Source organism: Pseudonocardia humida (assembly GCF_023898865.1).
Lineage (GTDB): Bacteria > Actinomycetota > Actinomycetes > Mycobacteriales > Pseudonocardiaceae > Pseudonocardia > Pseudonocardia humida.
Genome location: NZ_JAGSOV010000019.1, coordinates 19,196 through 43,782, shown reverse-complemented (window position 1 = coordinate 43,782; position 24,587 = coordinate 19,196). Strand labels below are relative to the sequence as shown.

Annotated in this window: 25 protein-coding genes; 13 read left to right on the top strand and 12 right to left on the bottom strand. The window is 76.4% G+C overall.

Annotation, left to right across the window (positions count from 1 at the left end):
• Window position 1: 1 nt before the first annotated feature.
• The 6 genes from KDL28_RS08720 (at window position 2) to KDL28_RS08695 (ending at window position 6,870) form a co-directional block, all read left to right on the top strand.
• On the top strand, window positions 2–1,570 hold the full coding sequence (locus KDL28_RS08720) for a hydantoinase/oxoprolinase N-terminal domain-containing protein (protein ID WP_252436861.1): 1,569 nt from the start codon (window positions 2–4) through the stop codon (window positions 1,568–1,570).
• Window positions 1,567–2,652, top strand: a complete 1,086-nt coding sequence (locus tag KDL28_RS08715; protein ID WP_252436860.1) for an S-methyl thiohydantoin desulfurase family protein — start codon at window positions 1,567–1,569, stop codon at window positions 2,650–2,652. Before KDL28_RS08720 ends, KDL28_RS08715 begins: the two co-directional genes overlap by 4 nt.
• Window positions 2,649–3,785 (top strand): S-methyl thiohydantoin desulfurase family protein, encoded by a 1,137-nt coding sequence (locus tag KDL28_RS08710; protein ID WP_252436859.1) that lies wholly within the window; start codon window positions 2,649–2,651, stop codon window positions 3,783–3,785. The genes KDL28_RS08715 and KDL28_RS08710 overlap by 4 nt, the downstream gene beginning before the upstream one ends.
• 18 nt (window positions 3,786–3,803) lie before the next feature.
• On the top strand, window positions 3,804–4,844 hold the full coding sequence (locus KDL28_RS08705) for a DUF917 domain-containing protein (RefSeq protein WP_252436858.1): 1,041 nt from the start codon (window positions 3,804–3,806) through the stop codon (window positions 4,842–4,844).
• The gene (locus KDL28_RS08700; RefSeq protein ID WP_252436857.1) at window positions 4,841–6,304 is read left to right on the top strand and encodes a PucR family transcriptional regulator; all 1,464 of its coding nucleotides are present in this window, start codon (window positions 4,841–4,843) and stop codon (window positions 6,302–6,304) included. The genes KDL28_RS08705 and KDL28_RS08700 overlap by 4 nt, the downstream gene beginning before the upstream one ends.
• 152 nt (window positions 6,305–6,456) lie before the next feature.
• Entirely contained in the window at window positions 6,457–6,870 is a 414-nt protein-coding gene (locus KDL28_RS08695) for a DUF805 domain-containing protein (protein WP_252436856.1), read from the top strand.
• 39 nt (window positions 6,871–6,909) lie between these two features.
• Here the strand turns inward: KDL28_RS08695 and KDL28_RS08690 are convergent, their stop codons facing one another.
• On the bottom strand, window positions 6,910–7,224 hold the full coding sequence (locus KDL28_RS08690; protein ID WP_252436855.1) for a hypothetical protein: 315 nt from the start codon (window positions 7,222–7,224) through the stop codon (window positions 6,910–6,912).
• 131 nt (window positions 7,225–7,355) lie between these two features.
• Window positions 7,356–9,020, bottom strand: coding sequence for a glycoside hydrolase family 13 protein (locus tag KDL28_RS08685; protein WP_252436956.1), 1,665 nt, complete (start codon window positions 9,018–9,020; stop codon window positions 7,356–7,358).
• Window positions 9,021–9,182: 162 nt separating this feature from the next.
• On the opposite strand from KDL28_RS08685, the gene KDL28_RS08680 reads away from it, so the two are divergent.
• Genes KDL28_RS08680 through KDL28_RS08665 form a run of 4 tightly spaced genes read left to right on the top strand, consistent with a single transcriptional unit; the run spans window position 9,183 to window position 15,230 of the window.
• Window positions 9,183–10,013 carry a DUF427 domain-containing protein gene (locus KDL28_RS08680; protein WP_252436854.1) on the top strand — a complete coding sequence of 277 codons (831 nt, stop codon included), beginning with the start codon at window positions 9,183–9,185 and terminating at the stop codon, window positions 10,011–10,013.
• A gap of 13 nt (window positions 10,014–10,026) precedes the next feature.
• A complete protein-coding gene (locus KDL28_RS08675) occupies window positions 10,027–12,939 on the top strand; it encodes an ATP-binding protein (RefSeq protein ID WP_252436853.1) in 2,913 nt (970 codons plus the stop codon).
• 39 nt (window positions 12,940–12,978) lie between these two features.
• Complete coding sequence (locus KDL28_RS08670; RefSeq protein WP_252436852.1) at window positions 12,979–13,851, top strand: NmrA family NAD(P)-binding protein; 873 nt, start codon at window positions 12,979–12,981, stop codon at window positions 13,849–13,851.
• The gene (locus tag KDL28_RS08665) at window positions 13,851–15,230 is read left to right on the top strand and encodes an FAD-binding oxidoreductase (RefSeq protein ID WP_252436851.1); all 1,380 of its coding nucleotides are present in this window, start codon (window positions 13,851–13,853) and stop codon (window positions 15,228–15,230) included. Before KDL28_RS08670 ends, KDL28_RS08665 begins: the two co-directional genes overlap by 1 nt.
• A 28-nt stretch (window positions 15,231–15,258) precedes the next feature.
• Here KDL28_RS08665 and KDL28_RS08660 read toward each other — a convergent pair whose 3' ends face one another.
• The 4 genes from KDL28_RS08660 to KDL28_RS08645 form a co-directional block, all read right to left on the bottom strand.
• Complete coding sequence (locus KDL28_RS08660; RefSeq protein ID WP_252436850.1) at window positions 15,259–15,465, bottom strand: hypothetical protein; 207 nt, start codon at window positions 15,463–15,465, stop codon at window positions 15,259–15,261.
• Entirely contained in the window at window positions 15,462–15,935 is a 474-nt protein-coding gene (locus tag KDL28_RS08655; RefSeq protein WP_252436849.1) for a protein kinase family protein, read from the bottom strand. Before KDL28_RS08655 ends, KDL28_RS08660 begins: the two co-directional genes overlap by 4 nt.
• 195 nt (window positions 15,936–16,130) lie before the next feature.
• Entirely contained in the window at window positions 16,131–16,466 is a 336-nt protein-coding gene (locus KDL28_RS08650; RefSeq protein ID WP_252436848.1) for a YnfA family protein, read from the bottom strand.
• A gap of 18 nt (window positions 16,467–16,484) precedes the next feature.
• The gene (locus KDL28_RS08645) at window positions 16,485–17,078 is read right to left on the bottom strand and encodes a TetR/AcrR family transcriptional regulator (RefSeq protein ID WP_252436847.1); all 594 of its coding nucleotides are present in this window, start codon (window positions 17,076–17,078) and stop codon (window positions 16,485–16,487) included.
• A 75-nt stretch (window positions 17,079–17,153) separates the two neighbouring features.
• Here KDL28_RS08645 and KDL28_RS08640 point away from each other — a divergent pair, with 75 nt between their 5' ends.
• Window positions 17,154–18,221: a saccharopine dehydrogenase NADP-binding domain-containing protein gene (locus KDL28_RS08640; RefSeq protein WP_252436846.1), complete on the top strand. Its 1,068-nt coding sequence runs from the start codon at window positions 17,154–17,156 to the stop codon at window positions 18,219–18,221.
• 5 nt (window positions 18,222–18,226) lie between these two features.
• Window positions 18,227–19,111, top strand: a complete 885-nt coding sequence (locus KDL28_RS08635) for an NmrA family NAD(P)-binding protein (protein ID WP_252436845.1) — start codon at window positions 18,227–18,229, stop codon at window positions 19,109–19,111.
• Here the strand turns inward: KDL28_RS08635 and KDL28_RS08630 are convergent.
• The 4 genes from KDL28_RS08630 to KDL28_RS08615 form a co-directional block, all read right to left on the bottom strand.
• On the bottom strand, window positions 19,096–19,722 hold the full coding sequence (locus tag KDL28_RS08630; RefSeq protein ID WP_252436844.1) for a maleylpyruvate isomerase family mycothiol-dependent enzyme: 627 nt from the start codon (window positions 19,720–19,722) through the stop codon (window positions 19,096–19,098). The two genes, KDL28_RS08635 and KDL28_RS08630, sit on opposite strands and share 16 nt — an antisense overlap.
• 93 nt (window positions 19,723–19,815) lie before the next feature.
• Window positions 19,816–20,535 (bottom strand): RluA family pseudouridine synthase, encoded by a 720-nt coding sequence (locus tag KDL28_RS08625; protein WP_372496924.1) that lies wholly within the window; start codon window positions 20,533–20,535, stop codon window positions 19,816–19,818.
• Between the two features lie 74 nt (window positions 20,536–20,609).
• Window positions 20,610–20,942: a MerR family transcriptional regulator gene (locus KDL28_RS08620; RefSeq protein ID WP_252436954.1), complete on the bottom strand. Its 333-nt coding sequence runs from the start codon at window positions 20,940–20,942 to the stop codon at window positions 20,610–20,612.
• Window positions 20,943–21,095: 153 nt separating this feature from the next.
• Entirely contained in the window at window positions 21,096–21,536 is a 441-nt protein-coding gene (locus KDL28_RS08615) for an Hsp20/alpha crystallin family protein (RefSeq protein ID WP_252436843.1), read from the bottom strand.
• A 286-nt stretch (window positions 21,537–21,822) separates the two neighbouring features.
• On the opposite strand from KDL28_RS08615, the gene KDL28_RS08610 reads away from it, so the two are divergent.
• Complete coding sequence (locus tag KDL28_RS08610) at window positions 21,823–22,308, top strand: hemerythrin domain-containing protein (RefSeq protein WP_252436842.1); 486 nt, start codon at window positions 21,823–21,825, stop codon at window positions 22,306–22,308.
• 166 nt (window positions 22,309–22,474) lie between these two features.
• Here the strand turns inward: KDL28_RS08610 and KDL28_RS08605 are convergent, their stop codons facing one another.
• Together KDL28_RS08605 and KDL28_RS08600 are read right to left on the bottom strand one after the other, a co-directional pair.
• Window positions 22,475–23,698 carry an excalibur calcium-binding domain-containing protein gene (locus tag KDL28_RS08605; RefSeq protein WP_252436841.1) on the bottom strand — a complete coding sequence of 408 codons (1,224 nt, stop codon included), beginning with the start codon at window positions 23,696–23,698 and terminating at the stop codon, window positions 22,475–22,477.
• Window positions 23,699–23,789: 91 nt separating this feature from the next.
• On the bottom strand, window positions 23,790–24,572 hold the full coding sequence (locus tag KDL28_RS08600) for an SDR family NAD(P)-dependent oxidoreductase (protein WP_252436840.1): 783 nt from the start codon (window positions 24,570–24,572) through the stop codon (window positions 23,790–23,792).
• Between the last annotated feature and the right edge of the window lie 15 nt (window positions 24,573–24,587).

Here is a 24,587-nt window from a genome sequence, read left to right as displayed (position 1 = left end):
CATGCGGATCGGGATCGACGTCGGCGGAACCAACACCGACGCAGTGCTGATGGACGGCGAACGCCTCCTGGGCGCGGTGAAGTCGGCGACCACCTCGGACGTCACCTCCGGCATCGTCACCGCGCTCGACGCGCTGCAGGCCGCGCAGCCGTTCGCGCCCGCCGAGGTCGCCGCGGTGATGATCGGGACGACGCACTTCATCAACGCGCTGGTCGAGGCCGACCGGCTGGCCCCGACGGCCGCGCTGCGGCTGGGGCTGCCGGCCACGGCGTCGCTGCCGCCGATGGTCGACTGGCCCCAACGGCTCGTCGGCGCGATCAAGGGCCGGGCCTACCTGGCGCACGGCGGGCACGAGTTCGACGGGCGCCCGATCTCCGCGCTCGACGAGGCCGAGCTGCGCCGCCACGCCGGCGACATGGCCGCCAACGGCGTCCGCTCGGTGGCGATCAGCTCGGTGTTCTCGCCGGTCAACACGGAGTTCGAGCTGCGCGCCGCGGAGATCGTGGCCGCCGAGCTCGGCGCCGACGTGCCCATCTCGCTCTCCCACGAGATCGGCCGGGTCGGGCTGCTGGAGCGGGAGAACGCGACGATCATCAACGCGGCGCTGCGCGAGCTGGCCGCGGGGATCGTCGACGGGCTGGCCGCCTCCATCGCCGGGCACGGCATCACCGCGCCGCTCTACCTCAGCCAGAACGACGGCACCCTGATGGACGTCGGGTTCGCCCGCCGCTACCCGGTCGCCACGTTCGCGTCGGGCCCGACCAACTCGATGCGCGGGGCCGCGGTGCTGTCCGGGCTCGGGACCTGCGCGGTCGTCGACATCGGCGGGACGACCACCGACGTGGGCGTGCTCAACGGCGGGTTCCCCCGGGAGGCGACCGTCGAGGTCAGCGTGGCCGGCATCCGCACCAACTTCCGCATGCCCGACGTGCTGTCGGTCGGCATCGGCGGCGGCAGCCTGGTCCGCGGGCTGGAGGACCCGACGGTCGGGCCCGACTCGGTCGGCTACCGGCTCACCGAGAAGGCGCTGGTCTTCGGCGGCGGCCTGCTCACCGCCACCGACGTGGCCGTGGCCGCGGGCCGGGCCGACATCGGCGACCGCAGCCGCACCGCCGCCCTGCCCAGGGAGCTGGTCGCCGCGGCGCTGGAGCGGATCGCCGCGGACGTGGCCGACGTCGTCGACCGGATGCGGGTCTCGGCCGACCCGCTGCCCGTCGTCGGGGTGGGTGGCGGGTCGGTGCTGCTGCCCGACGAGCTGCCCGGGATCGGGAAGGTGCACCGGCCGGAGAACTTCGCCGTCGCCAACGCCATCGGGGCGGCGATCGCCCAGGTCGGCGGCGAGGTCGACCGGGTGTTCGCGATCGAGCCGGGCCGCCGCGACGCGGTCGTCGACGAGGCCCGGCAGGAGGCCGTCGACCGGGCGGTCGTCGCCGGCGCCGACCCGTCCACGATCGAGATCGTCGACTTCGACGAGGTGCCGATCCCGTACCTGCCGGGCAACGCCACCCGCATCCGCTGCAAGGCGGTCGGCGACCTGCGCATCGACTCGCCCGTCGGGAGCGGCTCGTGACCGCGACGATCACCGGTGCGGGGCTCACCGAGGTCACCGTCGACGACCTGGTCGACCTGGCCCGCGGGGCGGCCGTGCTGGGCACCGGAGGCGGCGGCGACCCGTACGTCGGGCGGCTGCTGGCCGAGGCCGCGCTGCGCGAGCACGGCCCGGTGCGCCTGGTCGCCCCGGACGACCTGCCGACCGACGCCTGCGTGGTGCCGGTGGCGATGATGGGCGCGCCGACCGTGATGGTCGAGAAGACGCCGTCGACCGAGCTGGTCGGGCACGCGGTCACCGCGCTCGCCGAGCACCTCGGGATCACCCCCACGCACGTGGCGTGCATCGAGGCCGGCGGGGTCAACTCGACGTTCCCGCTGGTCGCCGCGGCGCAGCTGGGGCTGCCGCTGGTCGACGGCGACGGCATGGGCCGGGCCTTCCCGGAGCTGCAGATGGTGCTGGCGACGCTGGACGGCATCGCCTGCACGCCGATGTCGATCTCCGACGAGAAGGGCAACACCGGCGTCCTGCGGACCGTGGACAACAGGTGGGCCGAGTCGCTGGCCCGCTCGATGACCGTGACCATGGGCTGCTCGGCGATCATCAGCAACTACGTCATGACCGGCGCCCAGGCCAAGAGCGCCCTCGTGCACGGCACGCTCAGCCTGTGCGTGGCGATCGGGCGCGCGGTGTCGGCGGCCCGGTCCGCGCACACCGACCCGGTGGCGGCGGTCGTCGGGGCCATCGGCGGGGCGGTGCTGCACACCGGCAAGGTCGTCGACGTCATCCGGCGCACGACCACCGGCTTCGCCCGCGGCGAGGCCGTCGTGGCCGGGGCCGACGGCGACCTGGTGCTGCACTTCCAGAACGAGCACCTGATGGCCATGCGCGACGGGGCGCCGGTCGTCACCACGCCCGACCTGATCATCGTGCTGGACCAGGACACCGGCGAGCCGGTGACGACCGAGGCACTGCGCTTCGGCCACCGGGTGTGCGTGCTGGCGGCCCCGGCCGACGAGCGCTGGCACTCGCCGGAGGCGATCGAGCTGGTCGGGCCGCGGTACTTCGGCTACGACACCGACCCGGTCCGGGTGATGACGTGAGTTGGACGCTGGGCCCCGAGGACCTGCCCGACCTGGCCCGCGGTGCCGCCCTGCTGGGCACCGGGGGCGGGGGCGACCCGCACGTCGGGCGGCTGATGGTGCAGGAGGCCATGCGCGAGCACGGGCCGGTCGCCGTGCTCGACCCCGACGAGGTCGACGACGACGCGTTCGTCATCCCGACGGCGATGATGGGCGCGCCGACGGTGATGGTGGAGAAGATCCCGCGCGGCGACGAGGCGGTGACCGCGCTGCGCACGCTGGAGCGGCTGCTCGGGCGCCGCGCCACGGCGACGATGCCGATCGAGTGCGGCGGGATCAACTCGATGATCCCGCTGGTGGTGGCGGCACGCAGCGGGCTGCCCGTCGTCGACGCCGACGGGATGGGCCGGGCGTTCCCCGAGCTGCAGATGGAGACCTTCGGCGTCTACGGCGTGCCGGGCTCGCCGATGGTCGTCTCCGGGGACCACGGCGAGACCGTCACCATCGACACCGGGCCGGACAACATCCGCATGGAGTGGCTGGCCCGCGGCGCGACGATCCGCATGGGCGGCGCGGCGCTGATCGCCGAGTACGCGATGAGCGGCGCGGACGTCAAGCGCACCGCCATCCCGCGCACGCTCTCGCTCGGGCTATCGCTCGGGCGGGCCATCCGGGAGGCCCGCGAGCAGCTGCGCGACCCGGTGTCCGCGCTGGCCGAGGCGCTCTCCACGACGATCTACACCCACCTGCGGGTGCTGTTCGCGGGCAAGGTGGCCGACGTCGAGCGCCGCACGGTGGACGGGTTCGCCCGCGGCCGGGCCCGGTTCACGTCCTTCGACGGGACCTCGACGCTGCGCACGCAGTTCCAGAACGAGACGCTCATCGCCGAGGTCGACGGCGAGGTGGCGGCGATCGTGCCCGACCTGATCTGCGTGCTGGAGGCCGAGTCGGCCGAGCCGATCACCACCGAGGGCCTGCGCTACGGCCAGCGCGTCGTGGTCGTGGGCATCTCCACCCCGCCGATCATGCGCACGCCCGAGGCGCTGGCGGTCTTCGGACCGGCCTGCTTCGGGCTGGCCGAGGAGTTCCGCCCCGTGGAGGTCGTGAGCGAGTATCACGGTTCGGACCGTGGTACTCACTCACGACCGGCTTGATCTGCGACGATCCCGTGGGTGATCGACAGGGCGCTGCGCGCGGACGACGTCGACGCGCTCGTCGTCGGGCTGAGCCTGCTGGGCTCGGGCGGGGGCGGCGACGCGGGCGTCTTCGCCACGACCCTGCGCCGCGCCCTCGGCGAGGGTTCGATCGTCCTGCACCCGCCCGCGGAGCTGGGCGAGGCGTCGGTCGTCGCGGTCGGGATGCTCGGCGGCACCCGGATGCTCACCGAGAGGCTGCCCAGCGGGCAGGAGATCGTCGGCGCGGTGCGGGCGCTGGCCCGCTGGACCGGCGCCGAGCCGGAGGCGGTGATGGCGCTGGAGGCGGCCGGGGTGAACGGGGTGCTCGCCGTCGCCGCCGCCGCCGAGCTGCGCCTCCCGCTCGTCGACGCCGACCTGATGGGGCGCGCGCTGCCGCGGGCCGACCAGACCACCCGGGCCGTGGCCGGCGGCTCGCTGGCGCCGTTCGCGATGGCCGAGTCCGGCGGGCGCACGGTGCTGCTCGACCGGATCGACCCGGTGACGCTGGAGCGGGTGGCCAGGGCCTTCATCGCGCAGAGCGGCGGGTGGGCCGGGTGCGCGTTCGCCCCCACCCCGGCCTCGGTGGTCTGCGAGGACGCCTGCCTGGGTAGCCTGGCCCGCGCGCTCGACCTGGGGCGCGCGCACGCCGACGCGCCGCCCGCCCGGATCGCCGAGGCGCTCGGCGGGCGGGCGCTCGGCGCCGGGCGGGCGGTGGAGATCGCCCGGAACGCGTCGGCGACGTTCGGGCGCGCCGGCATCACCGTGCTCGACGACACCGGTCCGGTGCTGCGCCTGGAGGCCGAGAACGAGTACCTGCTGGCGCTGCTCGACGGCGAGCCCGTGGCCAGCTGCCCCGACCTGCTGTGCGTGCTCGACCGGCGCACCGGTGCGCCCATCGCCGTCGACGCGCTGCGGGTCGGCGACGACGTCACCGTCGTCGTGCTGCCGGGACCGCGGTGGTGGCGCGAGCGGCCCGAGCGGTTGGTGCACGTGGGGCCACGGGCCTTCGGCCTGGACTGCGACCCGGTGCTGATGTGACCGCCCTGCGGCTGGCCGCGCTGCTCGACCACCCCGACTGGGCCGGCGTGCAGGTGCTGGCCGGCGACCCGGACCCGGTCGAGATCCGCGACGTGCGCACCGTGCCCGACCTGCGCGCCGAACCCGTCGACGCCGAGTGCGCGCTGCTCGTGGTGGCCATCGCCGCCGACCGCGGCGACTGGCACCTCGACGCGCTGCTGCGCCGGGCGGGCGCGGCCGGGGCCGCGGCGGTGCTGCTGCCGGGCCGCGCCGAGCTGCGCCGGGCCAGCTCGCTGCTGGCCGAGCGGATCGGGGTCGCCGTGCTCGGCGCGCCCGACCCGCTGGCCGTCGGCCTGGTCGCCACGCGCCTGCTGCGGGCCCCCGACCAGGTCGTCGCCGACCTCGTCAGCCGCACCGCCGCCGCGGGCGCCGCGGCGACCGGCGGCGTCGACGGGCTGCTCGCCGAGCTGGCCCGGGTGTGGCGGCGGCCCGTCTGGCTGCTCGACGGCACCGGCCGTCGGGTCGCCGGGCCGGACCCGGGACCGGCCGGCCAGGAGACGCTCGTGCGGGCCGTCGGCGCGGACGGCCACCCGGGCTCGCGGCTGGCCGTCGCCGTGCCGCCGGGTGTCCCCGCCGAGACGGCCGCGGTGACCGCGGCCATGGCGGTGGCCGCCGAGTCGATGGGCCACCGCCTCGCCCAGCAGCGGCTGACCGTCGAGCGCGACGCCAGGCTGCGCACGTCGCTGCTGGTCGAGCTGCTGCAGACCACCGGGGACCCGGCCCCGGAGACCCGCCGCCGCGCCGTCGACGCCGGCTGGCGGCTCGACGGCTGGCACATCGGCATCCGGATCGACGTGCCCGCCGGGGTGGACGCGGTGGCCGTGCGGCCCGAGGTGCTGCGCGCCTTCGACACGGCCCACCTGTCCGCGGCCGTCGTCGAGCAGGGGTCGGGGTGGGGCGCCTGGTCGACGTTCGAGCACGAGCCCGGCTCGGACGAGCTGCACCGCCACGCCACCGCGGCGCGCCGCGCGCACTGGCTGCTGCGCAGCTCGGTGCGCAGCGCCATGGGCGTCGGGCGCGTCTACCGCGGCGTCGACGGCCTGGCCCGCACCCTCGGCGAGGCCGGCGACGCCGCCCGCCTCGCCGTCACCCGCACCGCGAGCGGGCACTTCGTGCACGTCGACCGGCTCGGCCTCGGCCGGCTGCTGCTGGCCTGGACCCGCACCGACACGTTCCTCCCGGCGGCCCGCTCGATGCTCGACCCGCTGCACGGCCAGCCCGGCGACCTGCTGCGCACCCTCACCGCCCACCTGGACGCCGAGTCGTCCCTGACCGAGACCGCGGCGGTGCTGGGGGTGCACCGCAACACCGTCACCGCCCGCGTCGCCCGCGCCCAGGAACTGCTCGGCGTCGACCTGACCGACCCCGACGAGCGGCTCGCCCTGCACCTGGCCTGCCGCAGCGTCCTGTTCCACAGCTGACGGCGGCGCAGACGATCGACGCAGCGGCGTACCGCCGAAAGCGCAGCGGAATCATCCGCACGTTGTATCTCCCCGTTCCGCGCTGCGCACCGGAAACGGCACTGCCACGATCCCGGCGATCACTCGACTGTGGACTTCAGGGGGTAGATGGAATGGGCTGGTACCTGCAGACCTTGCGGCGCTTCACCGATTTCAGCGGACGGTCGCGGCGCCGCGAGCTCTGGCCGTTCCTGGCGGTCAACGTCGTGCTCGGCGCGATCGCCTCGGCGGTGGACGCCGCGCTGGGGTTCGGCGGCTACACCACCGTCACCGCGCCGGGCTACGCCGGCTTCACCTACTCGCCCGGGATCATCGCCGTCGTCGTGGGGCTGGTCCTGCTGGTGCCGAGCCTGGCGGTCGAGGTCCGCAGGCTGCACGACACCGGGCGGTCGGCGTGGTGGCTGCTCATCGTGCTCGTGCCGCTGGCCGGGGTGGTCGTGCTGATCGTGTTCTGGGCGCTGGAGGGGCAGCGCGGCGAGAACGCCTACGGCCCGGACCCGAAGGCCGCCGAACCCGCCATGGCATGAGTCAGGGCTGGGCGGGGTCCACACGGGCGTGGACCCCGCTCACGACGGTTCGCGGCGGGTGTTGGTGCCCAGCACGCGTTCGCTGCCGACCATCCACACGGCCATCGTCAGCACCCCGGCCTCGAACGCGAGCAGGTCGCGGTCCCAGCGGCCGGGCTCGCGGTGGTTGTCCGGGGAGAGCAGGAGCAGCCCGCCCAGCAGGTTGATCCCGCCCCACAGCCCGTTGACCGCCGGTCCGGAATCGCGGCCGGCGAGCGGGGTGAGGTGGCGGTGGCGGGTGACCGCGGTGGCCAGGTGCGGTGCGCTGTTGCCGACGAGCACGCCGCCCAGGAAGGAACGGAGCCGGGAGCCCATGGCGCCACGCTACCGGCGCTCGGGTTCAGGAAGGCCACCTTCCTGAACCCCGGGGTTCAGGAAGGTGGCCTTCCTGTCCGCACAGGACCTGAAGGTGGCCTTCCTGAACCTGGGAGGACGGTGAGCGGCTCCTAGCGGGACAGCCAGACGGCGGCGTCGGAGGGCAGCGTGCCGTCGTCGGGGAGGTCGATGCTGGAGAGCAGGACCTCTCCCGCGGGCACCCGCACCGCGTTCGGGCCCATGTTCACCACGCAGGTGAAGCCCGGCTCGCGGTCGAACGCGACGACGTCGGCGTCGAAGTCGTCGCGGAAGCGCAGCGTCCCGTCGCCGAGGGCCGGGTGCTCCCGGCGCAGCCGCAGGGCGGCGCGGTACAGCTCCAGCACCGACGACGGGTCGCCCGCCTGCGCCTCGACGGTCAGCGGGCCCCAGTCGGCGGGCTGGGGCAGCCAGGTCGTCGAACCCGGGCCGAAGCCGTAGGGCGGCGTGTCGCCCGACCACGGGATGGGGACGCGGCAGCCGTCGCGGCCGCGCTCGGTGCGCCCGGAGCGCTCCCACGTCGGGTCCTGCAGGACGTCCTCCGGCAGGTCCTCCACCTCCGGCAGGCCCAGCTCCTCGCCCTGGTAGACGTACGCGCCGCCGGGCAGGGCCAGCGTCAGCAGGGCGGCCGCGCGCGCCCGGCGCAGGCCCAGCGCGTGGTCGACCCCGGTGTCGCGGGGGTCGAGGTGGCGGGTGGGGGCGGTCTGGTCGACCCGGGCGTAGCGCGACGGGTGGCGGGAGACGTCGTGGTTGGACAGCACCCACGTCGGGGGCGCGCCCACCGCGGCGTGCTCGGCGATGGTCTCGGAGATGGACTTGCGCATCTCCGGGCCCCGCCACGGGGTGACCAGGTAGTTGAAGTTGAACGCGGTGTGCAGCTCGTCGCGGCGCACGTAGCGCGAGAGCCGGTCGGGGTGGTCGACCCAGGCCTCGGCGACGAACACCCGCGGCGGGTCGTAGGAGTCGGCCAGCTCGCGCCACTCGCGGTAGACCTCGTGGACCTCGTCGCGGTCCCAGTGCGGGTGCGGGGTGTAGGGCGCGCGGACCAGCTCGCCGTCGACCTCGACCTGCGGCGGCGGGTAGACGAGGTCGCCGATGTCGGGCAGGCCCGGCTGCTTGATCAGGGAGTTGGCCACGTCGATGCGGAAGCCGTCGACGCCGCGGTCGAACCAGAACCGCAGGGTCTGCAGGAAGTCGGCGCGGACGTCGGGGTGCTCCCAGTTGACGTCGGGCTGCTTGGTGTCGAACAGGTGCAGGTACCACTCGCCGGGGGTGCCGTCCGGGTCGGTGGCGCGGGTCCACGCCGGGCCGCCGAACATCGAGCGCCAGTCGTTGGGGGGCAGCTCGCCGTCGTCGCCGCGGCCGGGCCGGAACAGGTAGCGCTCCCGCGCCGGCGACCCCGGGCCGGCCGCGAGCGCCTCCTGGAACCACTCGTGCTCGTCGGAGGTGTGGTTGGGCACGATGTCGAGCAGCACCCGCAGCCCGTGCCCGTGCGCCTCGGCGATCAGCGCCTCGGCCTCGGCCAGCGTGCCGAAACGGGGCTCGACGTCGCGGTAGTCGCTGACGTCGTAGCCGGCGTCGGCCATCGGCGACGGGTACCACGGGTTGATCCACACGGCGTCGACGCCGAGGCCGGCGATGTGCGGCAGGCGGGCGCGGATGCCGGCGACGTCACCGAGCCCGTCGCCGTCGCCGTCGGCGAAGCTGCGGATGTAGACCTGGTAGACCACGGCGCTGCGCCACCACGTGGTGTTCTCCATCGGGTTCTGCACTGTCTGGGTCTGCACTGCGGACCTTCACCTTCCTGCCGGTTTGCGGGCACGGTAACCGTCCGGTGCGACGACGGCAGGGCTGCCGGGAATTCCCCGTCGCGCGCGGGGAGGAGCTGACGGGCGCCGCGGCTCGGAGGATGCTGGTGCGCCATGAGCACCCGCGCACGGGACCTGCTGACCGCCGGCTACGGCGAACTGCGGCACGAGCCGCTGGGCCGCCGCCTGCGGGCGAGGTGGAACGGCACCACCGTCGTCGACACCACGCGCGGGGTGCTGCTGTGGGAGCCGCGGCGGATCCTGCCGGTCTACGCCGTGCCGGCCGCCGACGTCCGCGCCGATCTGCGGCCCGGCGGGCCGGCGCTGCCCGTCCCCGACGACGTCGGCGTGCGCATGCCCGCGCTGTCCGAGCTGCGCCTGCTGCCCGGTGTCCCGTTCGCCGTGCACACGGCGGAGGGGCGTCCGCTCGACGTCGAGCTGGACGGGACGGTGCTGCACCAGGCCGCCTACCAGCTCGACGATCCCCAGCTGGCGGGCTACGTGGCGGTCGAGTTCGGCGCCTTCGACTGGCTGGAGGAGGACGAGCCGGTCGCGGTGCACCCGAAGGACCCCTTCCACCGCATCGAGGTGCTGGCCGGGTCGCGGCCGGTCCGGGTGGAGCTGGACGGGCACGTGCTGGCCGAGTCGGCGCACCCGACGCTGCTGTTCGAGACCCTGCTGCCGGTGCGCTACTACCTGCCCGTGGCGGACGTGCGGGTGGAGCTGGTGCCGAGCGCCACCCGCACCGGCTGCCCCTACAAGGGCGAGGCGGTCTACTTCTCCCCGGTCGTGGACGGCCGCGAGCGGGCCGACCTGGCGTGGAGCTACCCCGATCCGCTGCCGGAGAGCTCCCGGGTCCGCGACCTGGTCTGCTTCTACACCGAGCGCCTCGACGTCGTGCTCGACGGCGAGCGCCAGGACCGCCCGGTGACGCCGTGGTCGTGACCGGGCAGCGGGGGTGAGCGCCAGGGCCCGGCTGCTCGGCGGGTTCGGGCTGGAGCTGGGCGGCCGGGTTCTCGCTCTCGACTCGGCGCGCGCCGAGTCGCTGCTGGCCCACCTGCTGCTGCGCCCCGGGCTGCAGCAGCGCGGGCGGCTGGCCGCGCTGCTGTGGCCGGAGTCGAGCGAGGCCCAGGCCCGCACCAACCTGCGCCACCTGCTGCACACCCTCCGCAAGCGCGCACCCGGGCTGGCCGGTCGGTTGGACATCACCGCGCAGGCCGTCGGCTGGCGACCCGACCCGGCCGACCGCGTCGACGTCGTGGAGTTCGAGGAGCTGCTCGCGACCACCGGCCCCGACCGCGGCCCGGCGCTGGCCGCGGCCGTCGCGCTGCACCGCGGCGACCTGCTGGAGTCCCACGACGACGAGTGGCTGCGCGACGAGCGCGACCGGCTGCGCCGCCGGTGGCTCGACGCGCTGGCCGAGCTGGGCGCGCTGGCCGAGGAGGCGGGCGACCTGGACTCCGCCGTCGGGCACGCCGAGCGGCTGCTGCGCGCCGATCCGGTGCGCGAGCCCGCCTACCGGCTGCTCATGCGCTGCCACGCGGCCCGCGGGGAGCGCGGACGGGCGCTGCGCGCGTACCACGCCTGCGTGTCCGCGCTCGACCGCGAGCTGGGCGTGGCCGTGTCCACGGCGACCAGGGCCGCCTACGAGGCCCTGCTGCCGCCGGAGCCGGGCGCACCGCCGCCGCAGCCCGGGAGGCCGCCGCTGGTCGGGCGGTTCACCGAGCGGGTGACGGCCGTGCGGGCCTGGCGGTCGGCCGCGGCGGGGCGGGCGCGGCTGGTGCTGGTCGGGGGCGAGCCGGGCGCGGGCAAGACCCGGCTGGCCGAGGAGTTCCGCGACTGGTGCGCGCGGCGCGGCGCGGTCGGCGCCGAGGCCCGCTGCCACCCGGGCGAGGGGGCGCCGGCGTACGTGCCGGTCGTCGACTGGCTGCGCTCGGACGCCCTGCGCGCCCCGCTGCGCGGGCTCCCGGTGGCCCGGCTCGCCGAGCTGGCCCGGCTGCTGCCCGAGATCCGCGACGAGCGCCCCGACGTCCCGGCGCCCGAGCCGCTGCCCGAGGCCGAGCAGCAGCGCAGGCTGTTCGAGGCCGTGGCCGACGCGGTGCGCGCCGTCGCCCGCCCGCTCCTGCTGCTGGTCGACGACCTGCACCACGGCGACCGGCAGACCTGCCGGCTGGTGCACTACCTGCTGCGGACCCGGGCCGACGCCCGGCTGCTGGTGCTGGCCACGGCGCGGCGGGAGGAGTGCCCGCCCGACCACCCGCTGGTCGAGCTGGTCGCCGCGGCCACTGCGGGCGACCGCCTCGTGGAGATCGAGCTGGGGCCGCTCGCCCTGCCCGAGACGGCCGCGCTGGCGCGGCGGCTGTCCGGTGCCGACATGTCCGAGCCGGACCTGCGCCGGCTGCACCTGGCGACCGGCGGCAACCCGCTGTTCGTGGTGGAGGCGGTGCGGGCCGGGCGGGCCGCCGGCCCACCGCCCCGGCTGCGGGCGCTCATCACGGCCCGGCTGGCCGGGCTGCGCGATCCGGCCGCCGGGCTGGTCGGGGCGGCGGCGGTGCTGGGCCGCGAGTTCGACGCCGACCTGCTGGCCCGTGTCGCGGGCGTCGAGGAGGACGTGCTCGTCCGCGGCCTGGACGAGCTGTGGCGGCGGCGCATCGTGCGCGAGCGCGGCGAGGGCTACGACTTCGTCCACGGGTACCTCCGCGAGGTCGCCGACCTGCGGATCGCCCCGGCCCGGCGCCGGCAGCTGCACCGGCGGGCCGCGGACGCGCTGCAGGCCGCCGGGGCCCCGGCGGCGCGGGTCGCCGAGCACCGCGACCGGGGCGGCCCGCCCGGCGCGGCCGTCGAGGCGCACCGGCGGGCGGCCGCCGACGCGGTGCTGCTGCACGCGAACGCCGACGCCGTGCGCCACCTGCAGCGGGCGCTGGAGCTGCTGGGCGGGCTGCCGCCCGGTCCGGACCGCGACACCACCGAGCTGGCCGTGCGCACCGCGCTGCTCGCCCCGCTGGTCCTGGTCGGCGGGTACTCCTCGGCGGCGCTGGCCGCGACCCACGAGCGGCACCTGGAGCTGCTGGCGAGCACCGGTGCGCCGCCCGCGCCGGTGCTGCTGCGCTCGCTGGCGCTGCGCGCGATGGCCCGCTCGGACTTCGCCGAGGCCGCCCGGCACGCCGAGCGGCTGCGCGCCGCCGCCGAGCCCGACGACGTCGAGGTGTCCGAGGCCGGCTACGTGCTCGGGGTCGCCGCGTTCTGGCAGGCCGACTTCCCGGCGGCGCGCCGCTGGTTCGAGCTGGCCGTGGCCCGCTACCGGCCGGAGGACCGGCGCGCGCACCTGGTCCGGTTCGGCCAGGACCCGAAGGTGCTCGCACTGGCCCGGCTGGCGTGCACGCTGTGGTTCCTCGGCGACCCCGCCGCCGCCCGCGCCACCCGCGCCGCCGCCCTGGACTGGGCCGGGCGGGCCGGGCACCCGCCCAACCGCACCGGCGCGCTGACCTTCGCCGCACTGCTCGCGCTCGACCTCGACGAGCCCGCCGAGCTGCGCAGGCACGCCGCCGCGCTGGCCGCGACCACCGCGCAGGCCCCGCCGCAGATGCGGCTGGTCGCCGACGCGCTGGCCGGCCACGTCCGGGTGCTGGACGGCGAGCCCACCGCCGGGCTCGCCGCCATCCACCGGGCCCGCGCGGAGGTGGCGGGGGAGCAGGCCGCACCGGGCCTGCGCGCGATCCTGGCCCGCGTCCTGCTGGCCGCGCAGCTCGCCGCGGGCGATCCCGCCGCGGTCCGGTCGACGGCCGAAGAGCTGCGGGCGATGGGCGGCATCGGCGCGGTCTGGGGCCGGGTGCGCGAACCGGGCCGCAGCCCGCTCCCCGCGCACGACTGAGGAACGGTCGTGGAACGCCCCGGTCCGCACGCTGCCCCCATGAACCGGAACACCGTCCTCGTCACCGGCGCGACCGGCACCGTCGGCCGCCACCTCGTCGCCGAGCTGCGCAGGCGCGGCACCGACGTCCGCGCGCTCGTCCGCGACCCGCAGCGGGCCGCCGGGATCATCGGGCCCGACGTCGAGCTCGCCGTGGGCGACTTCGCCGACCCGGCGTCCCTGCGCGCCGCCCTGCCCGGCGTCCACCGCGTCCACCTGGCCTGCGCCAACCACCCCGACCAGGTCGCGTGGGAGACCGCGATGATCGACGCCGCGGCGGCGGCGGGCGTCGGGCGGATCGTGAAGCTCTCCGCGCTCGACGCCCGGATCGGCTCGCCGGTCGCCTTCGCCGACGCGCACGGCCGCGTCGAGCGGCACCTGCTGGCAGCCGGCGTACCGCACGTGCTGCTCAAGCCCACCTTCGCCATGACCAACCTGCTCGCCGCCGCCGACAGCGTCCGGCAGGCCGGGGCGATCCTCCTGCCCGGCTCCGGCGCCAAGATCGCCATGATCGACCCGCGGGACGTGGCCGCCGTGGCCGCCGTCGCGCTCACCACCGACGGCCACGACGGGCGCGCCTACGAGCTGACCGGCCCGGCCGCGGTGACCTTCGACGAGGTCGCCGCCCAGCTGTCGACCCTGCTGGACCGGCCGGTCGGCTTCGTCCCGGTGCCCGACGACGCCGCGCTCGGGCAGCTCGTCGGCGCCGGGGCGCCGCAGTGGTACGCGGCGGGCGTCGTGGCCCAGTTCGGGCTGCTGCGCGCCGGCACCCAGGCCGACGTCCGCGACGTCGTGCGCGTGCTCACCGGCCGCGAGCCCCGCTCGCTCGCGCAGTTCCTCGGCGAGCACGCCGCCGCGTTCGGGGACCGGTGATGACCCAGCTCGACACCCGCCCGCGCGGCGCGCTCCTGCGCCCCGGCGACGACGGCTACGACGCCGGGCGCGCGGCGTGGAACCGCAACGCGCGCCAGGCGCCCGCCGCGGTCGTCATGGCGCGGGATCCGGCCGACGTGGTCGCCGCGGTGCGGCTGGCCCGGGCGGAGGGCCGCGGCGTCGGGGTGATGGCCACCGGGCACGGCACGTCGGTGCCCTGCGACGGCGGCGTGCTGGTCAACACCTCGCGGATGACCGGCGTCCGGGTCGACCCGCGCACGCGGATCGCGCGCGTCGCGGCCGGGACGAGGTGGGCCGACCTCGCCCCGGTGGCCGCGGCCCACGGGCTGGTCGGGCTGCCCGGCTCCAGCTCCCGGGTCGGCATCGTCGGCTACACGAGCGGGGGCGGCTTCGGCTGGTTGGGCCGGCGGTACGGGTTGGCGTCCGGGTGGGTCACCGCGGCCGACGTGGTCACCGCCGACGGCGACCTGGTCCGCGTCGACGCCCGCCGGCACCCCGAGCTGCTGTGGGGGCTGCGCGGCGGCGGGGGCGCGCTCGGGATCGTCACGACGCTGGAGTTCGCCCTGCACCCGGTCGTGCGGGTGCACGGGGGGAACCTCTTCTACCCCGTCGAGCGCGCCCGCGAGGTGCTGGCCGCCTACGCCGCCTGGGCCGCCCCGCACCCCGACGAGATGGCCTCGGCGGTGGCGTTCCGCCGGTTCCCGCCGCTCCCGGCGGTGCCCGCGCCGCTGCGGGGGCGGCTGGTGATGGCCGTGCGCGGCTGCTGGTGCGGCTCCGACCTCGCGGCGGGGGAGCGGCTCGTCGACGAGCTGCGCACGGCCCTCGGCCCGCCGGTGCTCGACACGTTCGGCGTGCTGCCGGCCGCGCACCTCGACCCGATCAGCTCCGACCCGGTCGACCCGCTCGCCGCGGTCGGGCACTGCGAGCTGGTCCGGGCCCTGACCCCGGAGGCGATCGACGCGCTCGTCGAGCTGGGCGCGGACTCACCGCTGGTGATGCTGGAGCTGCGCCGGCTGGGTGGTGCCCTCCTCGGGCCCTCCGCCCAGCTCAGCCCGATGGGGCGCACCGAGGCGCGGTACAGCCTGAACGCGATCGGGATGACCCCGACGCCGGAGTCCGGCGCGGCGGTCCGCTCGTTCCTGGCCCGGCTGGCGGCGGCGGTGCGCCCGCACGCGACCGGCGGCACCTACCTCAACTTCCTCGACGCCGACGGGGCCACGCCCACGCGCGTGCGGGCCGCCTACACACCGGCCGATTGGCAGCGCCTGGTCGAGCTGCGGCGCCGGTGGGACCCGGACGACGTGTTCCGGTTCAGCCGCCACGGGCGGCAGCGGGCGAGCGTGGGGACCGCCCGGTGACGCCGTGGTGGGACCGGCGTGGCGGGCCTCAGATGCGGTAGCCCCGCTCCGCGACGTCGAGCCAGTGGTCGACCTCGGCGGGTCCGTGGTGGCGGATGGCCCAGTCGACGAGCCGGATGCCCATGTGCGCCCAGCACAGCCGCAGCAGGTCGGCCGGCGTGCCGGCGCGCAGGTGCCGGTCGAGCTCGGCGGCCGGCCACGGAGCGCGCCGCTGCAGGTCGAAGCGCAGGGTCACCAGGTCCAGGCGGTGGTCCCCGCGCCCGACGCCGTCCCAGTCCACGACCCCGGTGACCCGGCCCCCTCGACCAGGACGTTGCCGGTGTGGAAGTCGAGGTGGACCAGGTCGTCGCCGGGCAGCGAGTCGGCACCGAGCGACCCGGCCCAGTCCAGCAGGTCGGCCGCCCTCGCGGAGTGGGCCGCGACGGGTTCGTGGAGGCAGAAGCCGGGGCCGCTGCGGCGCAGGTGCAGCGGCAGCGGTGGGTGGCCCGACCCGGCGAGCAACCCGACGCACCGCTGGTTCAGCGCGAGCAGTTGGTCGACGAGAGCCCGGTCGACGACGGTCGGCGGGGCGTCGGGGAGGCGCTCCTGGACTACGACGTGGACGCCGTCGACCTCGGCGACCAGCTGGTACCGCGGGGCGGGCAGTCCGGCGCCGCGGGCCGGCTCGACCAGGCGGCTCGCGGTGGGGGAACCGCTGGTCAGCACCGCCCGGCGGCCGTCGGGCCAGCGGACGTAACCCGCGCCGACCTGCCCGGCCGCGCACGGTCCCTCGTAGTGCAGGCCGAGACGCGCGGCGAGGCGCGCGACCGGCAGCCGGTGGACCCGCTCCCAGGGGGATCCGCCGCCCCGTCCTGCCCGGTCATCGGCACGGGCGGCCCGCGGCGGTCCTCGTCCCCCACGTCAGGCGGTCCGTGGGGCGTACATGATCACGGCCACGCCGAGCAGGCAGATCGCCGCGCCCAGCAGGTCGTAGCGGTCGGGGCGGAAGCCGTCCACGACCACGCCCCAGGCCAGCGACCCGGCCACGAACACGCCGCCGTAGGCGGCGAGGATGCGGCCGAACTCGGCGTCGGGCTGCAGGGTCGCCACGAACCCGTAGGCGCCCAGCGCGACCACCCCGGCCCCGATCCACAGCAGCCCGCGCTGCTCGCGCACCCCCTGCCAGACCAGCCAGGCCCCGCCGATCTCGGCCAGCGCGGCCAGCCCGAACAGCAGCACCGACCTGAGCACCGTCACGGGCGCAGCGTAGGTCGCTCAGGGCCGGGCCATGGCGCCGACCAGGCGCTCTGCCTCGGCCAGCAGCGCGTGCAGCGCGGCGTCCGGGTCGTCGGCGCGGGCCAGCAGCATGCCGGCCTCGCAGAGCGCGCCGAAGGCCAGGTGGGCGCGGGCCGTCACGTCGACGCCGGGCTCCCCGGCGAGCGCGGCGGCCACCCGCATGCCGTCGGCGAGCACCCGCAGGGCCCGCTCGGACTGGATCGCCCGGACCTCCTGCCAGCCGAGCACGGCGGGCCCGTCGAGCAGCACGATCTGCCGGAACGCCGGCTCGAGGCACAGCTCGAGGAACGTGCGGCAGCCGCGGCGCAGTGCGGCGAACGGGTCGGGCTCCTGGGCCGTGGTGCGCAGCAGCTCCGCGGTCACCCGGTCCTGCTCCCCGACGAACACGGCCCGGAACAGGGCGCCCTTGGTGGCGAAGTGGTGGTACGCGGCGCCCTTGGTGACGCCGCCGGCGGCGGCGACGGCGTCGATCGAGGTGGCGGCGAAGCCGTCACGACCGAACAGCTCCCGGGCCGCCGCGAGCAGCTGCCCGGTGGTGGCCTCGGTGCGGGCGGCCTGGGTGCGTGGGCTCACCGCGCGGCCTTGACAATACATACTCCGAGTATGCAAGAGTGGGCACATCCGTACCCCGAGTATGGAAGTGGGCTCATGACTCCGCCGATCATCGCCGTGTACGGCGCCACCGGACACACCGGGCGCCTGGTCGCCCAGGAGCTGCTGGCGCGGGACCAGCGCATCGTACTTGCAGGTCGCAGCGCCGACGGGCTGCGCGAACTGGCCGCCGAGCTGGACGCGGGCGACCGCGTCGGCACGCGAGTCGCCCCGGTCGACGACCCCGCCGCCCTGCGCGAGCTGGCCGCAGGCTGCGCGGTGCTCGTGCACTGCGCCGGGCCGTACTCGGCCACCGGCCGACCGGTCGCCGAAGCCGCCGTCGCGGCCGGTTGCCACTACGTCGACCACGCCCTCGAACAGCACCACGTCCGCCACCTGTTCGACGAGCTGCAGGGCCCGGCCCGCGCGGCGGGCAGCGCCCTCGTCCCGGGAGCGAGCTTCTACGGCGGCTACGGCGACCTGCTGGCCGCCGTCGTCGCCGCCGACCTGCCCGGGGTCGAGCGCCTGGTCGTCGGCTACGCGGTGACCGGGTGGCGGATGACGCGCGGCGCTCGGCACACCGCCGACCAGGTCATCGCCGACCTGCGCCGGGTCACCTACACCGACGGCGCCCTCGACGAGCGCTACGTCGAGCCGCGCAACGCGGTCTTCCCGTTCCCGCCGCCGCTGGGCCCGCAGACGATGGTCGCCCCGGTGCCGTACCACGAGACGATCACCGTCCCGCGGCACGTGCCCGTGCGGACCGTCGAGGCCCAGATGACCGCGCACACGTTCGCCCCGGAGACCTTCGCCGGCCAGGACGTCGACGACGCCACCCGCGCGGGCTCGGAGTACACCGTCGCCGTCCAGGCGATCACCGCCGACGGCGGCCGCACCGGTCAGGTCAGCGGCCGCGACCTCTGGTGGGGCGCGGCGCTGGTCTCGGTGGAGGCCGCGCTCGCGCTCGTCGAGGCCCCGGGGCCGGTGCCCGGCGGCGTGTTCGCCCCGGGCGAGGCCCTGCGGGCCGGTGCGCTGCTGGCCCGGCTGGAGAAGCGCGGCGCGTTCACCGCGTCCCCCGGGCTGCTGCCGGCGCCCGACGACCGGCCCCTGCTGCGGATCCGGTGAGCGGCGTGGAACCGGTCCTGGTCACCGGGGCGGCGGGCGGGCGCCAGGGCTCCACCGGCCGGCACGTCGTCGACCTGCTGCTGGCCCGCGGGCTCGGGGTCCGGGCGCTCGTGCGCGTCGACGACGAGCGCGCCGCCGCGCTGCGCGCCCTCGGCGCCGAGGTGGTGGTCGGCGACCTGCGCGAGATCGCCGACCTCGGCCCGGCGCTGCGCGGCGTGCGCCGCGCCTTCCTGACCTACCCCGTCACCCACGGCCTGGTCGACGCCACCGGCGCGTTCGCCGTCGCGGCGCGGGAGGCCGGGCTGGAACGGGTGGTCGACGTGTCGCAGCTGGCCGCCGACCCGGGGGCGGGCACGCCGCACATGCGCCAGCACTGGGTGGCCGAGCAGGTGCTCGACCGGTTCGAGGTGGGCGCGGTGCACCTGCGGGCCGGGGTGTTCTTCGAGAACCTCGCGGTGGTAGCGGCCGCCGCCGGCTACCGCGAGCTCGCGCTGCCGCTGGGCCCGCCCGACACGGTGTTGCCGCTGGTCGCCGCCGAGGACGTGGCGCGGGTGGCCGCGGGGCTGCTGGTCGACCCGGACCCGGTCGAACCGGTGTACCGGCTGACCGGGCAGGTGCTGTCCGTGCGGGGGGTCGTCGAGGCCTTCGGTGCCGCGCTCGGGCACGAGGTCGACTACGTCGACGTCGCGCCCGAGGCGTGGCGGGCCGCCGCCGACGACCTCTACCGCGACGACCGCGCGGTGGAGCACCTGACGGCGCTGTGGGCGATGTTCCGGATGTTCGGCTCGGTGCACGAGCTGTACCGGGTGAGCGAGGAGATCGAGCGGATCGGTGGTCGGCCGCCGCGGCGGCTGGCCGACCACCTGCGCGGGCGTCAGGCGCGGGTGTAGCGGTCGGCGCGGGCGCCGGTCAGCCTGCCGGGAGGCAGCCGGCGCCCGCAGACCACCAGAAGCAGGTCGGCCGCGGTGCCGTGCACGGGCTCGCCCTCGCCGAAGGTCCACTCCCGGTCGGTGGCCCGCAGCTGCACCCCGGACAGGTCGATGCCGAAGAACCCGATGTTCTTGGGCTTCAGCCCGCCCAGCACGATCGACAGCCGCTCCGGCGGCACGGTCCGGTCCAGCCCGAGCGCGACGGTGATGTCCAGCCCGTGGATGACGTCGTGGGACAGGGCGCCCGCCGGGCCGCCGCCGGGCGGGGTCCACGGGTGCTCGACGTTGTCCCGCAGGCACGCCAGCAGCTCCGACGGTCCCATCACCGCCGCGTCGGCGCGGGCGCGGCGGTCGGCGGCGCGGTTGATGCTGCCGCGCGCGGCCAGCAGGTCGAGCAGGAAGCGGCCGAACGACAGCCGGTACGCCGACGTCGTGTGGGCGACGACCTCGCGCACCCGCCAGCCCTCGCACAGGGTCGGCGCGTCCCACTGCCCGGGCGTCAGCGCCGTGAGCACCTCCACCTGGTCCCGCCTCTCGGCGATCACCGCCGCGCGCACGTCGTCGTCGGACATGTCCACCTCCCGCTCGCCGGGTCCGTCCCGGCGCACTGATGACCTCCACGCGTCGCCGAACTCATCGCTCTCGACGGGAGCTCCGGGGGTGGGTCAGCCGCGGCGGGCGAGCCAGAGCGCCGCGGCGGTCTCGACGGCGGTCTCGACGGCCGTGGCGCCGGCCGGCCCGCCGTCCAGCGGGGCCAGGAACCCGGCGTCCGGTTCGGCCGCCAGGGCCAGGTCGGTGGCCGGCAGGTGCAGCCGCCACGAGTGCAGGTGGGTGCGGGTGGCCGGGGCGGCGCCCGGCGCGCGGAACAGCGGATCGCCGACGATGGGGCTGCCGGTCCAGGCCAGGTGCACCCGGATCTGGTGGCGGCGCCCGGTCCGCGGCAGGGCCAGCACCAGCGTGCGCCCGCCGGTGCTCAGCAGGCGGTGCACGTCGGTGCGGGAGGGGTAGGTCGACTTGCCGGTGAGCACGTCGCCCGGGTCGACGGTCCACGTGGCGGCGGCCTCGTCGAAGCGCAGCCGCTCGCGCGGGGCGGCGATCCGCACCCGGTTCTTGCGGCCCACGCCCAGCGGGAGGTCGATCGTCCAGCGCTCGGGCAGCCCGTCGCCCTCGACGACGGCCAGGTAGCCCTTCGCCGCGGTGCGGTCGGCGAACTGCCTGGTCAGCGGGCCGTGCGCGGCGAGGGTCCGGGCGAGCAGCACGACGCCGGAGGTCACCTTGTCGATGCGGTGGACCGGGAAGAGGCGCTCGCCCGCCCGCTCCGCCAGCTCGACGACGTCGGTGTCGTGCCGCTCGCCGGTGACCGAGATGCCGGCCGGCTTGTCCAGGGCCAGGATGTCGTCGTCCTCGGCCAGTACGCGGGTGGCCCGCAGCTCGGGCCAGGTCCACCCGGTGTCCGGGGTCAGGGCTGGTCCTCCTGGCTCGCCGCGGCGTCGGCCTGCCGACGCTCCAGCTCGGCGATCCGCGCGTGCGCGGCGGCCAGGTCGTCCTCCAGCTCGAGGATGCGGATGGCGCCGTCGAGGTTCATGCCGTTGTCGACGAGGCCGCGCAGCCGGGCCGCCCGCTGCAGCTGCCGGCGCGAGTAGCGGCGGTGCCCACCGGAGGAGCGCTCGGGGCTGACCACGCCGGCGGCGTCCAGGCTGCGCAGGAAGGCGGGCTGCACCTCCAGCAGCTCGGCGGCCTGGCCCATGGCGACCGCCGGGTAGTCCTCGTCGTCGAGCCGGGACAGGCTCACGGTCGTCACCCCGCCCTCTGCTGCTCGGGCCGCTGGACATAATCCACAGCAGTAGATTCACATATCTTGCGGCAGGAATCCACCGATCGCGGTGCGCGAACGGGCCGGGCGCCCCCGGCAGGTCGAGGGGTGCCCGGCCCGTTCACCGCCGGATCAGGCGTTGATCTCCTTGGGGTCGGAGTCGCGGTTGGTGATGGAGATCGAGCGCGGCTTGGCCCGCTCGGCCACCGGGATCCGCAGGGTCAGCACGCCGGCCGAGTAGTCGGCGGCGATGTGGTCGGTGTCCAGCGTGTCGCCGAGGAACAGCTGGCGGGAGAACACGCCCAGGCTGCGCTCGGAGACCTGCATCTCGACGTCGTCATCGCGGCGCGTGGGCCGGCGCTCGGCGCGCACGGTCAGCACGTTGCGCTCCACGGACAGCTCGATGGCCGCCGGGTCGACGCCCGGCAGGTCGAACTCGACGACGAAGTCGTCGCCGTGGCGGTACGCGTCCATCGGCATGGCGCTGGGCCGGGACCACGTGCCCTGCCCCGATCCCAGGACCTGCTGGGCGAGCCGGTCGAACTCCCGGAACGGGTCGGTGCGCATCAGCATCGCGAGCCACTCCTTTCATCCTCGACATCAGGCGGCGATGCGGGAAGCGCCGGTGGAGCACATCTCCTGTTCGGCGCCCCTGATATCTGCAACGATAGCTAGAGATTTGTTGGAACGCAAGCTGACGATGGCTTACATCACCCGATGGATGTAATGCGGCGTCGATCCGCCGGGGACGGCCGGGGTCGCCTCCGGTCGCCGCCCTGTGATCAGGTGGCCGCAGCGTCGCGTGCACCCGGTGAGCAGACCGCCGTGGGCATGGAGGCGCGGGACCGAAGGCTCCGAGATGACCACCCCCTCCGACCCGATCGACCGGCTCAGGGCGTTCGGCAACCAGCTGACCGACACCCACCTCCGGCTCCGCGACGAGCTGGACGACCTGCGGGCCGCGCTGGCCGCCGGCGCCCCGGCCGCCCCGACGCGCGATCTGGGGGCGCACTGCCTGGCCTTCTGCGCCCACCTGCACGAGCACCACACCGACGAGGACACCACCGTCTTCCCCGCGCTGGCCCGCCGCGACCCGGCGTTGCGCCCGGTGCTGGAGCAGCTGGAGTGGGACCACCGCGTCGTCGCGCAGATCCTGACCCGGATCACCGAGCTGGTCGGCGGGGTGCCGCCCGACCCGGCCCCGCCCGCGCTGCGCGGGGTCCTCGGCGAGCTGGACGGGCTGACCGCGCTGCTGGAGTCGCACTTCCGGTTCGAGGAGAAGCGGCTGGTCGACGCGCTCAACGCGATGGGCGACCCGGCCCACCGCCCGGACGCCGGCCGCTGATGATCTCGATCAGGTGGCCGTCCGGGTCGAGCGCACCATGCCGCCGTCCGGGCCTGCCGGGTCGACCGGCACGTCGCCGAGCAGGGGCGCGGCGTCGGGTGGGGGTGTCCTCCATGCCCGGCAGGCAACGGAGTGAGTGCTCACCCCGGCAGCGGGATCGCGGGGTTCAGCGCCGCTCGCACGCCCGGCCGTCGCCGTCGAGGTCGAGGCGGCGGCTGTAACCGGGCTCGCCGCGGCGGATCGACGTCTTGCCGTCCGCCCACGCGGCGAGGCAGACCCGGAAGGAGCCGCCACCGCCACCGCCACCTCCGCCGCCGCCCCGATCGGGGCGGCCGTCGGGCTCGTCGTCGTCGGACCCGCCGTCCGACCCGCCGTCGGAGCGCCCGCCGTCCGACCCGCCGTCGGAGCGCCCGCCGTCCGACTCACCGTCGTCGGAGTCGTCGGACCCCTCGTCGGCGTCGGAACCGGAGTGGTCGCCGTCCTCGGTGTCGCCGTTGTCGGAGCGGTCCTCGTCGGCACCCTCGTCGGACTCGTGGTCGGACCCGCCCTGCTCGTCGGCGGGCTCGTCCTCGTCCGCAGGCGCCCCGGCCGCGGGCGGGGACGCCGCCCCGGCCCGGTCGGGGGCCGGCCCGTCGGCGCCCACCTTGGCCCCCGGCACCACCGACACGGTGACCGGCACGGCCTCCGGCGCCGTCCGCGTGGGCACCGACACCGGGCTGGGGGCGGCGGTCACCGCGGAGCCGCCGGTGGGCTGCCCGCCGGTGAGGCCCTGTGCCGTCGCGCCGACCAGCAGCAGCCCGGTGACCCCCGCGAGCAGCATCCGGACCGGACCCGCGCCGCCACCGGCCGCTCGCGAGCTCCGGCGGCGGTGCGCCGGGCGCCCCCGCGGGTCGTGGCGGCGGCCGGGGCGGGTGGCCGCGCCGGGATCGAGGACCACGGTGTCCACGGTCGACCCGGCGGGCGCCCGGACGGTCGTGGCCGCGACGACCGCGAGCGACGCCCCGGTCTCGACGTCGTCGGCCTCCTCGCGCAGCCGCCCGGTGCGGGCGGTGGCGCCCTTCGGCGCAGCGTCGTCCTCCTCGGCGGGCGCCCTGCCGCCCTCGGGCAGGCAGGCCTCGGCCGGCGCCAGGTTGAGCACGGTGCCGGTGACCGCGGCCTCGGCGGTGCAGGTGCCGTAGACGCCCTCCTCGGCCAGCGGTGCCAGCACCCTGCGGTACGGCTCGGCGGCCGTGGGGTCGAGCTGCCCGATCGCCCGCAGCCCCGTGGGCTCCACCGCCAGCACCGTGATCCCGCCCTCGTGGGGCTCCAGGGCCACCTGGATCCGGGGCGCGGGCAGGGCCTCGGTGGTGGCGCGCTGCACGCCGTCGGAGGACAGCGGGACGAAGGGCATGCGGGTACTCCGGCGGCGCGGGGGAGCGGGGGAGCGGACGCCCGGATATCGCTGGGTCGACGGCGGTGTTACTCGAACGGGTGACGTTCGCTCAGACGGACCGCGCCTCGGGGTCCAGGCCCTGCGCGGCCCGGCCGCCGTCGACCGGGACCGTGGCCCCGGACACGAACGACGCCTCCTCCGACAGCAGCACCGCGACCACCGCCGCGACCTCCGCCGGGCGGCCCACCCTGCCCACCGGGTGCAGCCGGCGCATCTGGTCGGTGACGTCGGCGGCGGCCTCCGGCCCGAGTCGCTCGAGCATGTCGTCGTAGCGCGCGGTGGCGATCGAGCCCAGCGCCACGGTGTTGGCCCGGATCCCGCGCGGCCCGTACTCCACCGCGGTGGCCCGGGTCAGCCCCTCGACCGCGGCCTTGGCCACCGAGTAGGGCAGGGCGCCGGGCACGGCCCGCGTCGCCTGGTGCGAGGACACGTTGACGATCGCCCCGCCGGCGGCCCCGGCGAGGAGCCTGCGCACCGCCACCGCGGTGCCCACCAGCGCCGGGGCCAGGTTCGCGGTGACGAGGTCGAGGACCACGGCGGGCCCGTCGACGTGCAGGTCGGCGTCGCGGAAGACGGCGGCGTTGTTCACCCAGCCGCCCAGCGGGCCCAACTCGGCCGCCCGGTCCGCGGCGCGCTCGGCGACCTCCTCGTCCGCGGCGCTCCCGACGACCGCCGCGGCGCCCTCCCGCCCGTCCAGCCATCCGACGGCCGATGGGTCGAGCTCGACGCCGACCACGCGGTGGCCGTCGGCCAGCAGGCGCTCCACGATCGCCCGGCCGACCCCCCGCCCGCCCCCCGTGACGACGTACGACCTCGGTCGGGAAGTGCTCATGCGGACAAGGCTGCT